The sequence below is a fragment of the Pacificibacter marinus genome, assembly GCF_018860505.1.
GTDB classification, from domain to species: domain Bacteria; phylum Pseudomonadota; class Alphaproteobacteria; order Rhodobacterales; family Rhodobacteraceae; genus Celeribacter; species Celeribacter marinus_B.
In genome coordinates this window covers 60,800-79,605 of record NZ_JAHKPU010000039.1, presented here as the reverse complement: position 1 = coordinate 79,605, position 18,806 = coordinate 60,800, and the positions used below count along the sequence as shown (strand labels likewise).

20 protein-coding genes are annotated in these 18,806 nt (G+C 51.7%); 4 read left to right on the top strand and 16 right to left on the bottom strand.

What is annotated here, in order from left to right; translation table 11 throughout:
• The first annotated feature begins 84 nt into the window (after positions 1–84).
• The gene (locus KO503_RS14425) at positions 85–1,338 is read left to right on the top strand and encodes an MFS transporter (RefSeq protein WP_215992257.1); all 1,254 of its coding nucleotides are present in this window, start codon (positions 85–87) and stop codon (positions 1,336–1,338) included.
• On the opposite strand, the gene KO503_RS14420 is transcribed toward KO503_RS14425, so the two are convergent.
• From KO503_RS14420 to KO503_RS14405, 4 genes are all read right to left on the bottom strand, one after another.
• Positions 1,335–1,958, bottom strand: a complete 624-nt coding sequence (locus tag KO503_RS14420) for an HAD family hydrolase (RefSeq protein WP_215992256.1) — start codon at positions 1,956–1,958, stop codon at positions 1,335–1,337. The two genes, KO503_RS14425 and KO503_RS14420, sit on opposite strands and share 4 nt — an antisense overlap.
• Entirely contained in the window at positions 1,955–2,413 is a 459-nt protein-coding gene (locus KO503_RS14415) for a YaiI/YqxD family protein (protein ID WP_215992353.1), read from the bottom strand. Before KO503_RS14415 ends, KO503_RS14420 begins: the two co-directional genes overlap by 4 nt.
• 55 nt (positions 2,414–2,468) lie before the next feature.
• Positions 2,469–3,446 carry an iron exporter MbfA gene (mbfA, locus tag KO503_RS14410; RefSeq protein WP_215992255.1) on the bottom strand — a complete coding sequence of 326 codons (978 nt, stop codon included), beginning with the start codon at positions 3,444–3,446 and terminating at the stop codon, positions 2,469–2,471.
• 190 nt (positions 3,447–3,636) lie between these two features.
• Positions 3,637–4,068 (bottom strand): c-type cytochrome, encoded by a 432-nt coding sequence (locus KO503_RS14405; protein WP_215992254.1) that lies wholly within the window; start codon positions 4,066–4,068, stop codon positions 3,637–3,639.
• A gap of 497 nt (positions 4,069–4,565) precedes the next feature.
• Between KO503_RS14405 and KO503_RS14400 the strand changes: the two genes are divergently transcribed.
• The gene (locus KO503_RS14400) at positions 4,566–4,907 is read left to right on the top strand and encodes a DUF2794 domain-containing protein (RefSeq protein ID WP_215992253.1); all 342 of its coding nucleotides are present in this window, start codon (positions 4,566–4,568) and stop codon (positions 4,905–4,907) included.
• Positions 4,908–4,910: 3 nt separating this feature from the next.
• Here the strand turns inward: KO503_RS14400 and KO503_RS14395 are convergent, their stop codons facing one another.
• The 3 genes from KO503_RS14395 to KO503_RS14385 all read right to left on the bottom strand — a co-directional run bounded on the left by KO503_RS14395 (position 4,911) and on the right by KO503_RS14385 (position 7,583).
• Positions 4,911–5,723 (bottom strand): NlpC/P60 family protein, encoded by an 813-nt coding sequence (locus tag KO503_RS14395; protein ID WP_215992252.1) that lies wholly within the window; start codon positions 5,721–5,723, stop codon positions 4,911–4,913.
• Positions 5,716–7,101 (bottom strand): leucyl aminopeptidase family protein, encoded by a 1,386-nt coding sequence (locus KO503_RS14390; RefSeq protein WP_215992251.1) that lies wholly within the window; start codon positions 7,099–7,101, stop codon positions 5,716–5,718. The genes KO503_RS14395 and KO503_RS14390 overlap by 8 nt, the downstream gene beginning before the upstream one ends.
• A gap of 104 nt (positions 7,102–7,205) precedes the next feature.
• Positions 7,206–7,583, bottom strand: coding sequence for a hypothetical protein (locus tag KO503_RS14385; RefSeq protein ID WP_215992250.1), 378 nt, complete (start codon positions 7,581–7,583; stop codon positions 7,206–7,208).
• Between the two features lie 164 nt (positions 7,584–7,747).
• Between KO503_RS14385 and KO503_RS14380 the strand changes: the two genes are divergently transcribed.
• A complete protein-coding gene (locus KO503_RS14380; protein ID WP_215992249.1) occupies positions 7,748–8,395 on the top strand; it encodes a carbonic anhydrase in 648 nt (215 codons plus the stop codon).
• Between the two features lie 5 nt (positions 8,396–8,400).
• Here the strand turns inward: KO503_RS14380 and KO503_RS14375 are convergent, their stop codons facing one another.
• The 7 genes from KO503_RS14375 to KO503_RS14345 all read right to left on the bottom strand — a co-directional run bounded on the left by KO503_RS14375 (position 8,401) and on the right by KO503_RS14345 (position 15,333).
• Positions 8,401–8,712, bottom strand: coding sequence for a hypothetical protein (locus KO503_RS14375; protein WP_215992248.1), 312 nt, complete (start codon positions 8,710–8,712; stop codon positions 8,401–8,403).
• 54 nt (positions 8,713–8,766) lie between these two features.
• Positions 8,767–8,994 (bottom strand): hypothetical protein, encoded by a 228-nt coding sequence (locus KO503_RS14370; RefSeq protein WP_215992247.1) that lies wholly within the window; start codon positions 8,992–8,994, stop codon positions 8,767–8,769.
• A 365-nt stretch (positions 8,995–9,359) separates the two neighbouring features.
• Positions 9,360–11,015, bottom strand: a complete 1,656-nt coding sequence (locus KO503_RS14365) for a DUF4139 domain-containing protein (protein ID WP_215992246.1) — start codon at positions 11,013–11,015, stop codon at positions 9,360–9,362.
• Positions 11,016–11,356: 341 nt separating this feature from the next.
• A complete protein-coding gene (locus KO503_RS14360; protein WP_215992245.1) occupies positions 11,357–12,379 on the bottom strand; it encodes an aspartate-semialdehyde dehydrogenase in 1,023 nt (340 codons plus the stop codon).
• Positions 12,380–12,461: 82 nt separating this feature from the next.
• The gene (locus tag KO503_RS14355; RefSeq protein ID WP_215992244.1) at positions 12,462–13,094 is read right to left on the bottom strand and encodes a glycosyltransferase family 29 protein; all 633 of its coding nucleotides are present in this window, start codon (positions 13,092–13,094) and stop codon (positions 12,462–12,464) included.
• Entirely contained in the window at positions 13,091–14,134 is a 1,044-nt protein-coding gene (locus KO503_RS14350; RefSeq protein WP_215992243.1) for a glycosyltransferase family 4 protein, read from the bottom strand. Before KO503_RS14350 ends, KO503_RS14355 begins: the two co-directional genes overlap by 4 nt.
• 8 nt (positions 14,135–14,142) lie before the next feature.
• The gene (locus KO503_RS14345; protein ID WP_215992242.1) at positions 14,143–15,333 is read right to left on the bottom strand and encodes an MFS transporter; all 1,191 of its coding nucleotides are present in this window, start codon (positions 15,331–15,333) and stop codon (positions 14,143–14,145) included.
• A gap of 309 nt (positions 15,334–15,642) precedes the next feature.
• On the opposite strand from KO503_RS14345, the gene KO503_RS14340 reads away from it, so the two are divergent.
• A complete protein-coding gene (locus KO503_RS14340) occupies positions 15,643–15,846 on the top strand; it encodes a hypothetical protein (protein ID WP_215992241.1) in 204 nt (67 codons plus the stop codon).
• Between the two features lie 150 nt (positions 15,847–15,996).
• On the opposite strand, the gene KO503_RS14335 is transcribed toward KO503_RS14340, so the two are convergent.
• Positions 15,997–16,698: a YjbF family lipoprotein gene (locus KO503_RS14335; protein WP_215992240.1), complete on the bottom strand. Its 702-nt coding sequence runs from the start codon at positions 16,696–16,698 to the stop codon at positions 15,997–15,999.
• 2 nt (positions 16,699–16,700) lie between these two features.
• Positions 16,701–18,803, bottom strand: coding sequence for a YjbH domain-containing protein (locus KO503_RS14330; protein ID WP_215992239.1), 2,103 nt, complete (start codon positions 18,801–18,803; stop codon positions 16,701–16,703).
• Positions 18,804–18,806: the final 3 nt, after the last annotated feature.

Below are 18,806 nucleotides of genomic sequence, written 5' to 3'. Positions count from 1 at the left end.
AGAAAAGATGATGGGTGTCATGCAGATCATTTGTTTGACGTTATCAATAGAAATGACGATAGAGAGAGCGCAAAGGAGACATCTATGTCCAGCACACGCGCGCCCCTCTTTACTCCCGTTCTTTTGGCGGGCTGTGTTGTCATCCTGATCAGTTTTTCGATCCGCGCGTCTTTTGGTGTTTTCCAAATCCCGATTGCCACCGAGTTCAATTGGCCGCGCGCAGAGTTCTCGCTGGCCATTGCGATTCAAAACCTGTTTTGGGGCATTGGCCAGCCGCTGTTTGGCGCGCTGGCCGAACGCATCGGCGACCGCAAAGCGATCATTCTAGGCGCAACTGTTTATGCGGCAGGTTTGGTTTTGTCGTCTTTCGCGGTCACGCCTGAAGCGCATCAACTGTTCGAGACACTAATCGGCTTTGGCATTGCTGGCACTGGGTTTGGCGTAATCTTGGCCGTTGTAGGCCGTGCATCCTCGGCCGAGAACCGATCCATGTCATTGGCGATTGCCACGGCTGCGGGCTCTGCGGGCCAAGTCTTTGGCGCGCCGCTTGCCGATTGGTTGTTAAGCTTTATGGGCTGGCAAGACGTATTCCTTTTGTTTGCCGTTGCCATTTTGGCTTCGCTCTTGGTGCTGCCGTTCATGCGGTCGCCGCAGATGGCCACCAAAACCGAGCTTGACGACAGCCTTGGTCAAATTTTGAAAAAAGCCTTCAAGGATCCAAGCTATACGTTGATCTTTTTGGGCTTCTTTTCGTGCGGATATCAACTTGCTTTTATCACAGCGCATTTTCCAGCGCTTGTGACTGAAATGTGTGGCGCTGTTGATCCAACTGGATTGCTCGCCAGTATTGGCATCGGGTCGACATCAACCCTTGGTGCAATTTCAATTTCGGTCATTGGTGCTGCGAATATCGCTGGCACTTTGTTCGCAGGTTACTTGGGAAATCGATTGCCTAAAAAGTACCTGCTGACCGGTATCTACACATTGCGTGCGATTGCGTCGATCTTGTTCATCGCCTTACCGATCACGCCCGCCTCTGTGTTGATTTTTTCACTGGCGATGGGCGCTTTGTGGTTGGCCACAGTGCCTTTGACATCAGGATTGGTCGCGCATATTTACGGGCTGCGTTACATGGGAACCCTATACGGCATCGTATTTTTCTCGCATCAACTGGGCGCGTTTTTAGGCGTGTGGTTGGGCGGACGCCTGTATGATATCTACGGCGATTACACAGCTGTTTGGTGGGTTGGCATCGGCGTCGGCGTATTTTCTGCAGTGGTCCACTTGCCAATCAAAGAAGTGCCATTGGGCCAACGCCTTGCCAAGGTCGTGCGTTAAAGACCGGCCTCTTCCATCGTCAGCAGGCCTTCATCCACCAAGCGCCTAGCCCAGCCTTGAGGTCCCTCAAACAGATGGGTCTGCCAGCCACGGCTTGCGGCCATATCGATGTTCTCTTGACGGTCATCCGCAAAGAGGACCCCATCAGGCCGTGCCTGTTCGCCCGCTTCTAGCATTTCGTAAATCAAACTATGTGGTTTGACGCAGCCCATGCGGCCAGACACATATGTTTTGTCGAACTCAGTCAAAAACGGATATTTAGTTTCAGCAAATTCAAAGCTTTCGATCCCGAAATTGGTCAATGCGATCACACGAATTCCCTTGGCACGAAGCGCACGAAGTAAGGCAACCGAGTGCGGGATCGCGGGTGCAGCCATTTTGATCCAATCGAAATACCACATCAGAATTTCAGTTTTAAACGCGGGGTAGTCATCTGCCGCTTTTTCAATGGTCGCACGAAATGGTGCGCCGCGATCAACCGCGTCATTGATGGCGTGCAGATCGACAGCGGCGAACATCTCTTTGCGGCGCGCCTCTCCAATCACGTTGTCATAATAACGCTCGGGCTGCCATTCGATCAGCACATTTCCAATATCAAAAACAACGGTCTCGATGGTCATACGATATCCCTTTTTGCCCCCTGCACGGCGCGTTCTAATGCATCTAAAAATCTTGAGCGATCCGCTTTGGCAAACGGTTTGCCGCCACCTTGGCGAAACGGGTCCGCAGCACGCAGATCGGCCATCAAGTCGCGTGTCGCCAACACATTGCCGATATTGGCCTTCGTCAACGGCTCACCATTGTGTTTGATCACGCGCGCCCCCGATTCAACGACTTTTGCAGCCAGAGGAATATCACCAGTGACAACGACATCCCCAACACCTGCGCGATCCGCGATCCACATGTCGGCCACATCAGGGCCGTCAGGCACAAAGATCATTTCAACGTAAGGGTTTGCCGAGGGCCGCAAGCCACCATTGCAAACCAAAAAGCATTGAATTTTATGGCGTGTCGCCACTTTTGCAGCCTCGTCTTTAACTGGGCAAGCATCGGCGTCGATATAGATTTTAGGCATCTTCGGCTCAGGGTTGTCAAGCGTATCAGTCACACAGGTCTCCTTTGGGCCAACCTTACCCGCCCCCGATCAAAGCGCCAGCGGCAAAGACCAGTCCGCCCCCTAAAACGACTTGAAAAACTGCGCGCATGAATGGGGTTTCCATGTATTTATTTTGAATCCAAGCAATGGCCCACAGCTCAACAAACACAACGAAGAACGCGGTGATGGTCGCCGTCCAAAAATCTGGAATAAGATATGGCAGCGTGTGACCCAACCCGCCAATAGTTGTCATAACGCCAGCGGCGATGCCACGTTTGATTGGCGAGCCTCGACCAGACAGCTGACCATCGTCAGATGCAGCTTCGGTAAAGCCCATTGAAATACCCGCCCCCACAGAGGCCGCTAGACCAACAAGAAAGGTCGTATGAGTACTTTGCGTCGCAAAGGCCGTGGCAAAAATAGGCGCAAGCGTCGAAACAGACCCATCCATCAAACCAGCAAGGCCAGGCTGCACCCATGTTAAAATAAACTTGCGATGCGCGTCGCTGTCTTCGCTTGAGCGCTTGTCACCATCCAGATGCGTGGCTTCAAGGACAGCCGCTTTTTCGTCATGGCCGGCTTCTGCCGCCGCCAAACGTCCCAGCAGATCGCGTGTGGCCGCATCTTGGGTCATCGTTGCGGCTTTGCGGTAGAATACCTCGGCGGCTTGCTCCATCCCGCGGGCCTCAGACCTGATACGATCCAAAGACAGGTTTTCAATCAGCCAAACAGGTTTACGGGCATAATAGCCAGACACATGTTCGCGGCGGATCATAGGAATGACATCACCAAACCGTTTTTGGTGCAGTTCGATCAGCGCGGATCGGTGACCATCTTCTTCAACAGCCATCTCATCAAAAATCGCAGCGCTGTTTGGAAAGTCTTTGCGCAGATTATGCGCATACGTCCTGTAAATGCGCGCGTCGTCTTCCTCTGACGAAATCGCAAGCGCAATAATGTCCTGCTCTGACAGATCAGAAAACCGTTTTCGGTGTGCAAACCCAGGGATCATATGAACGGACCTTTTTGAAACAATTCAAGCGCACGTAAGTCGCAAACGATCTTGGTCACTTTTAGATCAAAAGGTCCAGTGCGCTGATTGCCGCTGGAATTGGATTCGAATTCCAACCATAGCCCGCCCCACACCAATTCTGAATTGAACGGGACGAGCCGATTGCTACGCTTTGAGCGTCGTGTATCGCTTACATGCGGTACTCTGAATGGCAATCTTTACAGGAACCACCCACAGCACCCAATGCTGGCCCGACAGATGAGGCATCTGTGATTGTGATCGCCGCAGCGGCTGCATTCAAGCTGTTCGCTTTGGATACGAAATCGTCCCAGTTGGTCCAAATTTCTGGCTTGGCTTCGCTTTCCGGATCGGTTTCTTGAGCTTCAAACAGTGCAGGTAGCGCACCAGATTGTGCTTCAAGTGTATCAACTGCAGCCTGTGCAGCGGCTGCATCAAATTCGGTCGCCCCTTTGGCCATATCGCCAAGCGTTTTCATTGAACCGCCAATAGCTTTCATCGCTGCCATACGGTCAGCAACCGCTTGGTTTTCAACCCCATCGTGTGCGATTGCGCCAATAGAAAGACTGATAAAAACGGCAGATGCCGTGAGGATTTTTTTCATTGTAGATCTCCTGTGAACTCTTTGACTTAGGCTACGAGATCATCCAAGGCGAATGATATTGCAACCATATACAAGTTGAACCCTACTCGAATTATTTTGAAACAAAACTCACAAATCTGCCAGATGCCAAACTCGTTGGGCTTGAGCGTGATATCGCTTGCCAAAAACCACCAATATGTGGGCATATATGTGCCGACATTGCACGACTAAGGCCTGCAAATATGAAAAGCCGAAGCAGGATTGCCTGCCTCGACTTTACAATGACTTAGAGCGAGATCCCCGAGATCGCGAACTGGGTGGGGGCTGTTAAACCGCGACCTCGGGGTAAGCGTTCTCGCTCTGTGTTTAGTATTGCCCTTAAAAGCAGGCGAAAAGTGGAAGCGAACAAGGAAAGGCCCGGTTCTTTTTGTGGCAACACTGGGGCAAACATTTTGGCAAAATTTTCTACCTCTAGGTAATCTCTTGATTTGTTGTCTTTTTGCGCCCAATCTTGAACAATGACGACACCAACGCCCTTTCCGATCACAAAAACCGCATACGATAAAGTTGCCTTCGACCGGCATGAGCTCGGTGCGATTCTCGGAATTTATGGACAAATGGTTGCCGCTGGCGAATGGCGCGATTACGGGATGTCCTTTTTAAAGGATGTCGCGGTGTTTTCCGTATTTAGGCGCACAGCAGAGCATCCGATGTATCGCATAGAAAAACGCCCCAAACTGCGCGGCCGCCAAGGCATGTATTCTGTGATCGGTATGGACGGGCAGATTTTAAAACGGGGTCACGAGCTGCGCAATGTGTTGCGCGTGTTTGATCGTAAGCTGATCCGCTCAGTTGATTGATCGCTACAGGCGACGATGCGCCGTCACGGCCCCATTTCCCTGCGCTTGAATCCGCGCAATCGCTTTCAAAATCGGCTCATAGGCCACAGCCATATAATGCTCGCTGGCATGGATCAACGTCTCACCATCCACACAAAGCGCAACATGGCCCTTCCAAAACAACAAATCACCGCGCTCATATGCGCCAGAGGCAACCTGCCCCAAGTCCATTTGTTGGTCACTATCGCCCGGACAGACCAAACCGCACGCCGTGAAGCCCGCTTGTACCAAACCGGAACAATCGATCCCAAAGCTGGAATTGCCCCCCCATAGATAGGGCGTTCCGAAAAAGAGCTGCGCCACAGTCACGGGGTCAGAAAAAGGTCGTTCAATAAGACGCACATGCGCTTTGGGCACAAAGCGCCCCGTGTCCGTTTCGACAAACTTATGCCGCTCATCCACGACGCGAATGCGTGACCCAAAGGACAGGCTTTCGCGTGCCTCAGATTTAAAATCGGCTTCAGGATATAAATGCGTAGCACGCGCGGAAATCCAGTGAGTTGGTACAAAAGGAAACCCAAGTTCCCCTTCAGCGACATAGCCCACATATCCATCACGTGCTGCACGCCCAAAAGCCCAACCGTTGTGACGCTCAAACACATCAAAGTGTTCGCCCATCACCAATTGACGCGCGCGTGCTCCATTTGGTTCATCGCGCAGATCAGCCACAGGCTTGGTGACGGATGACGCCTCAGCCACAACTTCAGTCTGGCCCTGCAGCGCAAATCCCTTCAAAGCTACACGGTCATTGGCAGGCGTTAGGCGTCGATCAGTCATGGTTCAAAAGATCTGGCAAAGCAGCCAAAAGCGCACGTGCCCCCATGCCGACACCGCCTTTGGGGCGGCCAGGCAAGGACGACGGGCACCATCCATACACATCAAAATGCATATAGCGCGGCGTTTCCGTTACAAAGCGACGCAAAAACAATGCTGCCGTGATGCACCCCGCCATACCACCCGCAGGTGCATTGTCGAGATCGGCAATACCCGGTTCAATCATTTTCTCGTAAGGGTCCCAATAGGGCAATTGCCACACGGGGTCGCTTGCGGCCTCAGCCCCTTTTACCACTGCTGCTGCGTCTTGTGCTTGCGTGGCAAAAAATGGTGATAGGTCAGGCCCCACAGCCACACGAGCAGCACCCGTCAGGGTGGCCATCGAGACAATCAGGTCTGTGTCTTCTTCATCCGCTAAGGCCAAAGCATCTGCCAAAACAAGACGGCCTTCGGCATCTGTATTGTTGATTTCGACGGTCAAACCCTTGCGGGATGTCAAAATATCCTGCGGGCGAAACGCATTGCCCGATACCGAATTTTCAACAGCGGGGATCAAAACGCGTAACTGAATAGGCACATTCAGCGCCATGATCATATGCGCCAAACCCAACACAGTGGCGGCACCCCCCATGTCTTTTTTCATCAAACCCATGGATGATCCCGGCTTCAGGTTCAACCCGCCCGTGTCAAAGCAAACACCTTTACCAACCAATGTCAGTTTAGGGCCTTTGTTGCCCCAGCGCATATCGATCAAACGTGGTCCACGCGGAGATGCCCGTCCAACTGCGTGGATCATTGGAAAATTTTCATCCAAAAGCGCATCGCTTTGGATGGTTGAAATCTGCGCGCCAAAGCTTGTCGCCAATACGTTCGCGGCATCTTCAAGCTCTGCCGGTCCCATATCGGACGCCGGTGTATTGATCAGATCACGCGTTAAAAATTCGCCCTGTGCGATAGCTTCTAAACGCGCAGCATCCACACCTTTGGGGGCGAGCAATTGTGCGCTTGGCAATGATTTTTGCACATACCTGTCAAAGACATAACCAGCCAAAAGCCAGCCCAAAACTTGCTCATCAAGCTGTGCGCCGTTTAGCGTCGTGATCAAATGATAGGTCGCCTTAGGCAGCTTGCTGCGTATATCGGCAAGGCCAAAGCGTGTACGTTTAAGGTCGGCCTCAGACCCAAGTCCAGCAACAACCGCGCCAACACCACTCGCGGATGGTATCACACATACAGCCCCTGCGGCCCCTGTGAATCCATTCGCCCTCAGCCATGAGGCCTCTTGGTCAGATCGCGATGAAATAAAGTTATCAGTCTCACTGCTTAAAACGAGGTGTAGCGGGATTGACTCGGATGTAGGTTCAGCAAAAAAAAGTGGCATTGGACAAGCTCTTGTGAGTGTTTCAACTCAGCCTAACCTATCCAACGCCACCTGCAAGCTGGATCGCCAACGGACGACCCAATACCCGCGCATTTTGCACCTGCCTAGACGGAAGCGCCTTGTAAATCCCAAACAGCCAGAAGGGAGTTTTCCCCAATGCGCATCAAGCGATCGACAGTGGCCGCCAGAGCAGTCCCGTCATCTAAGGTCGCCAAATTGTTCACATCTGCGGCGACATTGGCAAAGGTTTCCATGCCGATTTGTTCAGAAATAGCGATCATTGATCGCGCGGCTTTTTTCATGTCTTCCAACTGTCCTTTTTTGTAACAACTGTCGACTTTGGCCAAACGCACAGCGAGCTCTTCCATCGCGCGCGATACGACACCGTCAGCCCCTGAATCACCAAGTTGCGCGTAAAGCTGATCTAGCCGTTCTTTGTTTACATGTACGACCCCTATAGGTCGCAACCTCTTCACCACCATTATAACACCCCAATGTTATGCACGCCCCCACGCGCTGTGTCCCTACATTGACGTAAAGGCCTCAAGAAAAGGTTTAGCCCAAGTGGTTTTTCCCTCGAATGCCACTCAAAATTTCTCTACATTTGAACGAATACAAAAGCCCACCTTTAAGAGGACGCGCACCAATGAAGTATGTCAAACACCTACCAACCTATATGGTTCAGCGTTACGTTGGCTGGAAAGCCACGACATACACCGAGAATAAAGCTTGGTATCGTCGTCTGGCGGATGAGGGGCAACGCCCTCGTGCGATGATCATTTCGTGCTGCGACTCGCGCGTTCACGTGACATCTATATTCGGCGCAGACCAAGGCGAATTTTTCATTCACCGCAATATCGCCAATCTGGTGCCTCCGTTTACGCAAGATGGCGATCACCATGGGACGTCGGCTGCAGTCGAATATGCAGTGAGCGCACTCAAAGTGGCGCATGTGGTTGTTTTGGGTCACTCAAATTGCGGCGGCATCAAAGGCTGTCACGATATGTGTGCAGGCCTTGCGCCAGAACTTGAAGAAAAATCATCTTTCATCGGACGCTGGATGGACATCATGCGCCCTGGCTATGAACGTGTTGCATCTTTACCGGAAGCAGATCGGACGCGCGCCCTTGAAAAAGAGGCTGTGCTCGTGTCGCTTGAAAACTTGATGACCTTTCCCTTTGTCCAAAGTGCCGTTGAAGACGGCAGCCTAACATTGCACGGACTTTGGAATGACATCGGCGACGGATCGCTGCATCAGTATGACACCGCTTCGAAGTCGTTTATCCCAATCTAAACCTCTTACGCAGCAGCACGCGGCGTACCGAGGATCACAAACTCTTGGGTCAGGACAAAGACATCTTGAGGTGCGTGGTGCGTTTTAACATTGGCAACCATGTCTGAATGCGGTGTTTCGATCATTGCAGAGGTCTGAACAGACTGCGAGCGCAGGCGCATTGGTCTGGACACATGTGTCACTGCGCGGCGACCAGTATGAACCTTGCCAGCTCGTTTGGCGGTATCATCCTCAGGAAAGAACATCTCGGTCCCTTTGCTACTGAGGTTCAAAGCGATGATGCGGTTCGTGCGGGCCTTGGCGATAAAATCAATCATTTGGTGTCCTTCAATTGTCTATTTTAGGCCAAGGGCCCTGAATGCGTCGAAACATTACGCAGCAATCGCGAGGCGCACGCCGAGGTCTGGGCGAAAATCACCATCGTCACGATGGCCGCCAAGAACGATCACATTTGCGTTGCGCGCTTCTGAAGTCAGATTGTGATTGGCATGGCGCGAGGCCGCTTTGGCTGCATAAGCGGCCCACTCAAAAGTGATCGCGCCGCCGAATTCATCTACGGTATTGATGGCCTGACAGGTGTTTGTGTTTGTATCGATCATGTTTCCATCCTCTGTGTTCCGAGCCCCCGGAACCCTTGAATACATGTGACCACAAACATCGAAATACGCGTATTAAACCTTCAATCGAATTTGAAACAACTACGGTTTCTTAGCATCCTTAGGTTCAGGGAATGGCAATTAATCTAGCAAAAACAAATGCATAAAAACACCACCCGCGAAAGTTAAAATTTGACGCATCCCCGAAGTCATAGTTAACATTGATTCAGAGCCTTGCCGAATGGGTGGCAGCACTGTGGCAAATCTGTGGCTCACCTGAATTCAGGCCTATACAACGCGAATCGGCGACACTCGAAAACAGAGCGCCGCCGTAAAATGTCGCCGTATACGGTATAGTTCTGTGTGACCTAGCGCAGAGTTTTCCCTTCCGGCCAGCGCAGATTTTCATCGACTGTGATGCTTTTGGTTTCACCTGCAGGCAGATCAAAACGCCAGCTCAACACGCCACGGCGATCACCTACCCCCTGCTCTGTCGGCATAGGCGTGGCGGTCCAATCAATAACAAGATCGTCCTGCTCAGACACAGACACGCGGTCCAAAACTTCGACGGGCCAAGCGCGCGCTGTCAGGTTTTCGACATCAAGACGCACACTGCTGCTGGTTTCATTGGATTTAGAGATAAAGCCGCGATCACCTTCATTGCGACCCAAAACAACACGAGAGACCTTGACGCCGTCGACACGCCCAAAGGGCATTTCAAATTCGGCGCCCTCAACAACGGTCTTTAGAGTATGCGTCCCGACATACACACCATCACGGAACAGCTTGGCGGGGCCATGCAACAACGCTTCGCCACTGTCGTTCGTCAAATCAGAAACCAAATAACCTGCATCATTATAGAGCGGCACAGCACGCACGGTCAGATCAGGTGTAAGTGCAATTGCATCCATCGCCAACTCAGTATGGGCTGCATCCGAAGACAGCAACGTCACAGGGCGTGGATAGGTATAAGTCTGACTGAGGCCATAAGTTTGGACCATCGCCGTCTCTTCGATCACGACAGGTGTTGCATCCATCATAGGTTCCGCTACAGACATCGCCATCTCTGCCTGCATGTCAATTTTTTGCACCGCACGCGGCTGGATTGGGTCCATGATACGGCGAATGTATTCGCTTAACTCACTTGGCGCGACATCCTGAAATGGCATATCCGTCGATACGTTCAGATTGACATCGACCCAAGGTTCGTCGGTGTTTTGCAGCACGACCAAAGACCGTTCCAAATTCAACGTATTTTCGACGGTATCAAGGTCAGCCTTATAGGCCGGCGCCCAGCTGGCGTCAGTTGTGAAATATGAAAGCGAGATATCCACCTCACCCGCCGATGCAAGTGTCAAATCAAACGTCACCCGCAAACGATCTTCTGTAAGGGGGGCAATTTTAGCCAGTTCCGCTTCAGCTGCCTTTAGGTCTAGTTCTAATTCCTGAACTGTTTCAGATGCCGCCCGCGCACGCACCTTCGCATCTTGTGCGGCCAAACGCGCCTCAAGCGATTGCGCCCGAACCATCTGAGAAAACTCCGCGATCGTTGCGGCAGTCGCGTTTTCGGGGGCTTTAAGTCCGCTGATAAACAGCAACGCATCGCCAGCGGCCGTCACTTCCAAGTCTATAGCCTCGACATCTTGCTTGGCTGACGCCAGTTTGTCCTTAACCTCAAGGTAAGCCGTATATTCAGGTAGGCCGCTGAGGCGTGCCAAAACATCGCGCTCCTCCAAGGTCTCTTTTGCAACTGAAACCTGACCGAGCACACCGGCGCTTACCCGTGTTTTCAAACTATCGGCCTCAAGTGTTCCGAAATCGACCGGAATATCGAGAAGGGTGATTTGATGCTGTCCTGCGGGAAGCGTGACAGTCGCCTCGCGGGTTACATTCGCACCTTGCACATAGATCGTGGCCTCAGACACCACGCTGCGTGCCTTAACCAGATCAGCAAATGCCACGCTGGGCACAAGTGCAGTTGCGGCAGTCAGGGCGAAAATCGTTGTAATGGATTTGGGGGTCATGTTTTCCTCCGATGGGTTGAAGGAACTCTTCTATGACAGTGCTTTAATCGCAAGTCATGAGATCATCTGACATTACAAAAGGGCGATTCATTGCCGACTTACAGGATGGCACTTATACGATGTGTTTGCTCGTAAACCCGACACGTGCTGCGAATTTGTTTTGGACGATCTCGCACAGGTCTTCGCTGATCATATAGACCCCTACGTGGTCTTTGCCCTATGCCCAAAGCGTTCACTCGCCATAACCTTAAACAAAGCGCAGGAAACAAATCAAATCGGCACAAAAAAGGGCGCCATTAAGCGCCCTTTTGTTAAGAGTATAGTCATCACCTTAGGTGTGATTAGCCTTTTTTGAGCACGCGACGCCCAAGCAACTCAGCGATTTGCACCGCATTCAAAGCAGCACCTTTGCGCAGGTTGTCAGAAACACACCATAGGTTCAGGCCATTTTCAACAGTCACATCTTGGCGAATACGCGAGATGAATGTGGCGTAATCACCAACACATTCGACGGGCGTGACATAGCCACCTGGTTCACGTTTATCGACCACCAAAATGCCTGGTGCTTCGCGCAAGATATCGCGCGCTTCGTCTTCGTCCAAGAACTCTTCGGTTTCGATGTTGATAGATTCAGAGTGGCCAACGAACACAGGCACGCGCACACAGGTCGCTGTGACTTTGATAGACGGGTCGATGATCTTTTTGGTCTCGACGATCATCTTCCATTCTTCTTTGGTGTCGCCGGAATCCATAAACACATCGATTTGCGGGATAACGTTAAAGGCGATCTGCTTTGGGTACACCTTTGCCGGCTTTTCTTGGCCAGGCACATACATGCCCTTGGTTTGATCCCACAGTTCATCAATCGCGTCTTTGCCTGAGCCAGACACGGATTGATAAGTCGACACTACAACGCGTTTGATTTTTGCGCGATCATGCAGTGGTTTCAACGCAACAACCATCTGAGCGGTCGAACAGTTTGGATTCGCGATGATGTTTTTGTTGGAATACATTGTGATCGCATCTGGGTTCACCTCAGGCACGATCAACGGAATTTCCGGATCGTAACGGTACAAAGATGAGTTATCGATCACAACACATCCAGCTGCAGCCGATTTCGGCGCGTACTCTTTGGTCGCTTCAGATCCCACAGCAAACAAAGCCATGTCCCAACCGGTAAAGTCAAAGGTCGCAAGGTCCTTGGTCTTCAGGGTCTTGTCGCCGAAAGACACTTCCGTGCCCATAGATTTACGGGACGCCAAAACAGCGATCTCATCTACAGGGAACTGGCGTTCAGCCAGAATGTTCAGCATTTCGCGACCCACATTGCCTGTGGCACCTACGACGACGACTTTATAACCCATTAGGGGTACTCCTTATGTCCAATGACAGCACTGGGAGATAGCAATTTGTGCGGATTTGTAAAGGCAGAATCCTTGATGCCCCTTATTCCATAGGGTGAAGCGTCACTCTATGGTCCGATTTTATCAGTGAGTGTACAAAATCGCTCTCTGACGTGAAATTGTGCGGCACACTTGCCGCATCTCTGCGCCCCGATAATGACAGGCTGGAAAAGAAATCAAAGCCAAAGAGATGGATTTCTGACGCATTTGACTGGGCTGCAAAATCGAGCAACATCGCGCCTGTTGTTGGCTGAGCACCCAATTTAACTTTTAAGGCCTCATAATTGGTTCGAGGGAACAGGATGAAACCGCCAGTCTGCCCCATCCAATATTTTAACCGCTTGCGCTTATGCGACATCCAAATCAGTCGCGAAGCCTCAAGGGCTTGGAACTGATCCCGCGGCAAAGCCGTTGCCAACGCCAGCCAATCGGTGCGCGCACCATGGCTTTCGACACTCGGCATCGGGGCGCGATTGATACGGATCACCAAATCACAGGTATCGATTTGAACGCCAAGATCCGACTTTGCCAGCGCACGCGCATTGCCGACAATCGCAATACGCTTTCCAGCCATCTCCTGCGCAATTTCGTCAATGGACGATGCTGATCGCCCAAGCACAGCATCATCATTTCGCCATGCAGCAAATCGAAACAGGCACCTATCCCAAAGCGTCATGACAGCAGTCGTTTATATATTTCGATCAAAGATTGGGCTTCTCTCTCTATGGAAAAATGCTGTTCAACATGTGCGCGCGCCGCCACGCGCATTTTGTCGGTGCCAACTCTGTCGTCCATCATGCGCTTGAGAGCCTCGATCAAAGCTGGCGCGCTGCCCTTCTCTATCAAATGCCCCGTTTCACCTTCAACGATTTGCGTATCAAACGCGCCAACCTCGTGGCACGCCACGGCAGGTGTCCCACATGCCATCGCCTCAATTGGCGTCAGCCCAAATCCTTCCCATCTTGCTGGCGTCGTGAACACATCCAAAGTTTGATACAGGCGCACAACATCATCCCAAGGGATTTCACCTAGGAATTTAACGCGATCTGACAGTCCTGCCTGTGCGATCTTTGCTTCCAAGTCCGCCTGGTACGCTTCAAATTTTTGCGTGGCGCGCCCCGTGAAAACGATATGAATATCTGGCCGTGATGGCAAAAGTTCAAGCGCCGCCTCGACAAGCAAGTCTTGTCCTTTTTGTGGCCGAATACGCCCAAAGCACCCGATCAAAAACCCTTGGGGAAGCGCCAGCTCCTCGCGGATAGCCAAACGGTCTTCCGCTGGGTGAAATACATCTGTGTCAATGCCGTGCATGACCACTGTCGCGGGGTGATCTAGAAAACCGGCAGCCTGCGGTGAGGTCGCGACCAAAGCATCCATTTTAGCGATCAACCGCTTGGTGAAGGGTTTGTGGTCACGCTGAGCCGCAGAGGTGAACAGTAATTTAAATTTGCGGCGAAATACGCTGCGCAGCAACAACCCGAGGATCATTTCATTGTTACGCCGCGCATGCCACACGCGCCATGTGTCTCTGGGCAAGAACATGACCCGCCACAGCGAAATATGAGGGATACCCTGCGTCAAACCGGGGCCTGTGGCGCGGATGTCAATATGGCGCGCTTGCACGGGGATCAAACGTAAAACTGTCGTGGTCACCCCCGACAGTCGCCGTTTTAAATTCGGCGCAATAACTTGTATACTGGCATCACGTTGCGTCATATTTTTTCTCAAGTCCTCCGTTCTTTACTCGTCAGATATATCAGAAATCCAATGCTTAATAATACGACAAAAAGACCAAAAACCGCGCGATAGCCGACAATGGCTTCATCAGTATGTTGCATCGCGCCAGCGAATACACGAGCGCTCCCCATTTGAAACAGCCCTGCACCGCCGATGGAAAATAAATTGATCAATGTCACTCCACGTCCGGTGAGGCGATCAGGCAAAAGAAGCCGCCCGTGATTGATAATTTGACCATAAGCAGACCCAAAAAAGCCGATCCCAACAAGCAGAGCAGAAATCTGCCATACGCTTTGCGTCCCAGCGCCAAGCCAAAGCCAAATAAGACAGGCTAATGCGATAAACGTACCAATCAATACGATGCGTTTTCGACTGCGGATGATTCGATCCATCGGGCCATAGGCCAGCGCGCCAGCAATCATCGACAAAGCCATAAAAAACGTCACACGCCCAATGCCATCAGACGTCAGGCCAGACACATCGGACAAGTAGCCCCCTGCCCAGCTGCCGCGCAACCCCGCAGCTGGGGCATAGGCCACCGCTGCCATCGCCAAGACTGGGTATAATGGCCAGATTTTTAAAAGGTCACGTAATCCGGTGCGGTTTTCCGCGTTCGAATGATCTACAGCGGGGGGGTCTTGTACGAACTTACTCAGTGCCAATGCGATGACTATCGTCGCACCAGCCAAGACCAAACAGGCCCCCCGCCATCCGATGAGCGACATCGCCCATGACAACGGCACGGAGGCGGCAAGATTGCCAAGTGATCCCAACCCAACCACAAGCCCCGCCAAGGTCCCGAAACGATCAGTGGGTGCGCTACGTGCAAATATGTACAGAGATAACATAAGCACCGGAGAACACCCGATACCAATCAGCGCCATCGCAGTGTAGATGCCCCAAGGCCCTTGAGCCATGGCAAAGACCAATGCGCCACCACCGCCACCAATTGCCAGCAAAATTGATGCGGATTTTCGCGGAGATCGATGATCCAACAACCACCCCACAGGAATCTGCATGGCTGCAAAGATAAGGAACCAAATCCCCAAAGCAGTCGACACCTGATCTGCTTGTAAACCAATTTCGGTTTTCAAAACGGGCGCGAAAACGGCAAGACATGCACGATAGAATTGACTGAGGCTATACGCAACGATGAGCCAGACCAGACCTTTGATCATTTGGAAATCCTTTATTCTTCTCGTTCGAGTGCCTGAAACATAGTCAGCTGTCCACAGAGAATCTGTCACGTTGCCTACGCTGGAGTCTCGATATAGGGCCCTGCATTTACGGGGAGTTTTTTGAGTTTTGCATCAACTTAGGCAAATACGGGCACCAAATCGCCAAAAATGTGCTGTCTGTGCCACTACTCCCCCCTCACGCGACATTGCCAACAGAAGTTTGGGGTTTATATGTGTAAAAGAATGTGCCACATCTTTGTGGAGCTTGACCGAGTGGTCGAGTGAATACCTCTTGATGGAGATTTGGTTATGAAAAAAGTTATCCTTGCGGCAACTATCGTTGCAGCTTCTGCGTCTGCTTCTTTGGCTGGCGCTTACTCCGATCCAGTTATCGAAGTAGCACCTGTTGTTGTTGAAGAGTCTTCTTCTTCTTCTATGGGCTCTCTCGGCGGCAGCGCTGCATTGCTCTTGCTCGGTGCAGTAGCAGTCGCAGTTGCTTTGAACTCTAAGTAAGTTCAGGCGCTCGCCTCATAAGTTTTAAAACGGCGATCTTTTTAGGTCGCCGTTTTTTTGTGTCTCAATTTTTGGGCTCCAACGAGAAAGGGCTCACACGTGGCGAGCCCTTATGAATTCTGTCGCTTTTCTCGGTGAAGTTCCGGTCTTTTAAAAGCGAAGACGCCGAAAGACGATTGTGCCCACATCAGGGCCCGCCCATTGGACCGATTGAACCATGCGTCCAGACATGTCGACCCAATAGGTATTTGTAAACTCAGCGCCGCCCTCGGACTGACAGGATTCCGTCATCACTTGAGCCGTCACAGATATTTCACCCGATGAAACATGATCCGTGCTGCCCACGGAAATATTACAATTGACGACGAACCGTCCAGTTTGATCCAAACCATTCAAAAATCGATAGGTCTTTTGCACCTGCCCTGATCTACGCTGCGACACAAGCCGCTCAGCGCCACCCTGTTCAATGGACATGACATCACCGCCAAATCCGCGCGTCGCCGCCAACAAACCTGTTTTTAACGTTATCGATTTCTGATCCGGAGAAATCCACGTCACATTCCGACCATTCACCCCCTGAACGGTGGACACAGCAAAGCCGCCAGTTTTTTCCATCAAAATGAATTGCAACGGCGCATCAGGGACAGCCCTCAAAGCATAATCGATCATTGCGACGGGGTCTGCTGGCGCGGCCGGTTCAGCTTTTTTGCCAAACAAACGCGACTTTGCAAGAACAGCCAACTCCTTAACTGTATCCGTACCACGGCGCGCCTGAACATCGTTGCCGCAAGCTGCGAGAGATAAACAAACGACACAGGCAGCCATCAATTTTGCAGCAGTTTTATACTGCATCATCATCTCCAAAATTTACCCCAACGCGATTCGATGTCAGCGCCTTGCATCCCTCGAACACGGTCATACAGACGACCGCCAACACTCAGCTTGGCCCCACCGTCACGGGTCAAAGATTGGATAACGAAATCATTTGTTTCTGTCGTTGGCGTGCCAGCAAACCATGCTGACGGCACGGTGAAACGGATGCCCTTATCAAAAGATCCTTCACCAAAGTCTTCGAACGGGACATCCGTAAGGGTCGCATAAGCCCCAACGCGCCAGCCATTGTTGAATTCACGATCAACAGACACCGTCGCTCCCCAATCACCAGCAAGATATCTGCCCACGTCAAGCTGGCCATGAAATCCACCCTCAAAGGCGTAATAGGCAGACACATGTCCCGTCACGATGTCGTAGTCGCGAAAACCAAAGGGATCGTCATAATCGCGCTGGACGGCGTAATTGAGCTCCGCGCCCAAAGCAAACGGGCTGTTCGGCTTTTTCCAAAGCACCTCGCCTGAAACACCTCCGTACATAGTTTCAAGATAGCCAACAGTCACACGGCCAAACAGATTTTGGGCAGGCCGACTATACCAATTCGCTGTCAGTTTTTCGAGCTGCACACGGTTGTCGTATTCGCGCGCGCTGGTCCGCACGTTCTGTATTTTTGAATCGTTGGTGTCATTTTCTTCGTCTGATATATCGCCAGACACGCGCAACGTTGCGGCGGCATCCAAGCTGAAACCAGGCGCCACTTCATAGTTGATTTGCCCACGAACTCCGTAGTCAAGCCGGACGGGGCTCTGCGGATCAAAAACCGATACAGCCAAATAAGGTGCCACAGACCAAAGCGTGTTCGGGAAGGCATCCTCATGTGCCACCAAGTCATCCGCCTGCAAGCTGAGCGGGTCGGTAAATGTCGCGGCATCCAGCATGCTGCGCGCGGGTGAAAATTCATAGGCTTCCAACTTAGACCGCGGCAAGACAGTGGAATGAATAGGCAGTCCATCAAGCGTTTCTGTCAACACGAAAGTCTCAACAGATGGAGGGAATGCTCGCGTCATGATCCGTGCCAAACGCCCTAAAGCCTGCGAGTGAGCACCATAGCGCTTATTGCGAAACTGAACTTCTGTCCGTGTGGTTGTCAAAGACATAGCTTCAAGCGCCAAGCCTTCTTCTGCCATTGCTTTTGCCAAAGCAGACCGAATGCCACTGGCATCACCAACTTCGGCGACCCATTCGCCAGACCAACCGACAGGATCAGCCGAACGGCTTGGTCGAGGACGGATGGGAAGTGGCGCAGTTTCGATCCCGCCTGCAACCTTCGGATTTTTCGGATTTAGCCCCGTTGAGAATTGCAGCCCAACAGCGTCGCCATGCAAAAAGAATGCTGTGACAGATGTATTTTGACCAAGCTTGTAATCAAGAGCGACGTTGATCGGAGATTTATGAGTGAACACATCTTGTTCGACTTCTGTGGTATAGGCGTCCGAAGAATACTCTGCCAAGACCGTTAATTTATCGTTCAACTGATAGCTCAGGCCGCCGAAGATCGCTGCCTCGCCCTGAAACCATTGACCGAAATTGAAGGTTCCGCCAGTGTCCAAATATGAGGTATCCCTGTCGCCTAGCGAAAAGCCGAGGGAGTTATAACTGCCCAAACGTCCCCAGCCCAAACCACCGGACACTTGCAACTTATCACCAATCGATTTGGTCGCGACGATATACTCGCCGCTCAGTAATCCTGTTCCCATAAAATCTTGCAAACCAACCGAGACAGCGGGGCGGTAGGCGCCCTCGTTCATGAGCAAATAGCTTAGATCAAATGAGCGATCCCAATAAGTTTCGAATGAATCACTATAATCTTCAATGCCAGAATATCGAAAGCTGCCAGACAGGCGTGGCGTCATCTGAAAGGTCAATGTGGTACGCGTCACCTTGCCGAATTTCGAATAGCTGAGGGCAAGTTGCCCATCGGGTGCCACCTCGGCGGACGGCATTTCAATGATGCCTTGGCGCCCCATAATATTCAGGCGTGTCGTTGATAGATCTTGCGCAGCGCTGGCGGAAACACAGCACATTGATACAAAACCAATACCGATCACATTTTTTCGAAAATACAAAGA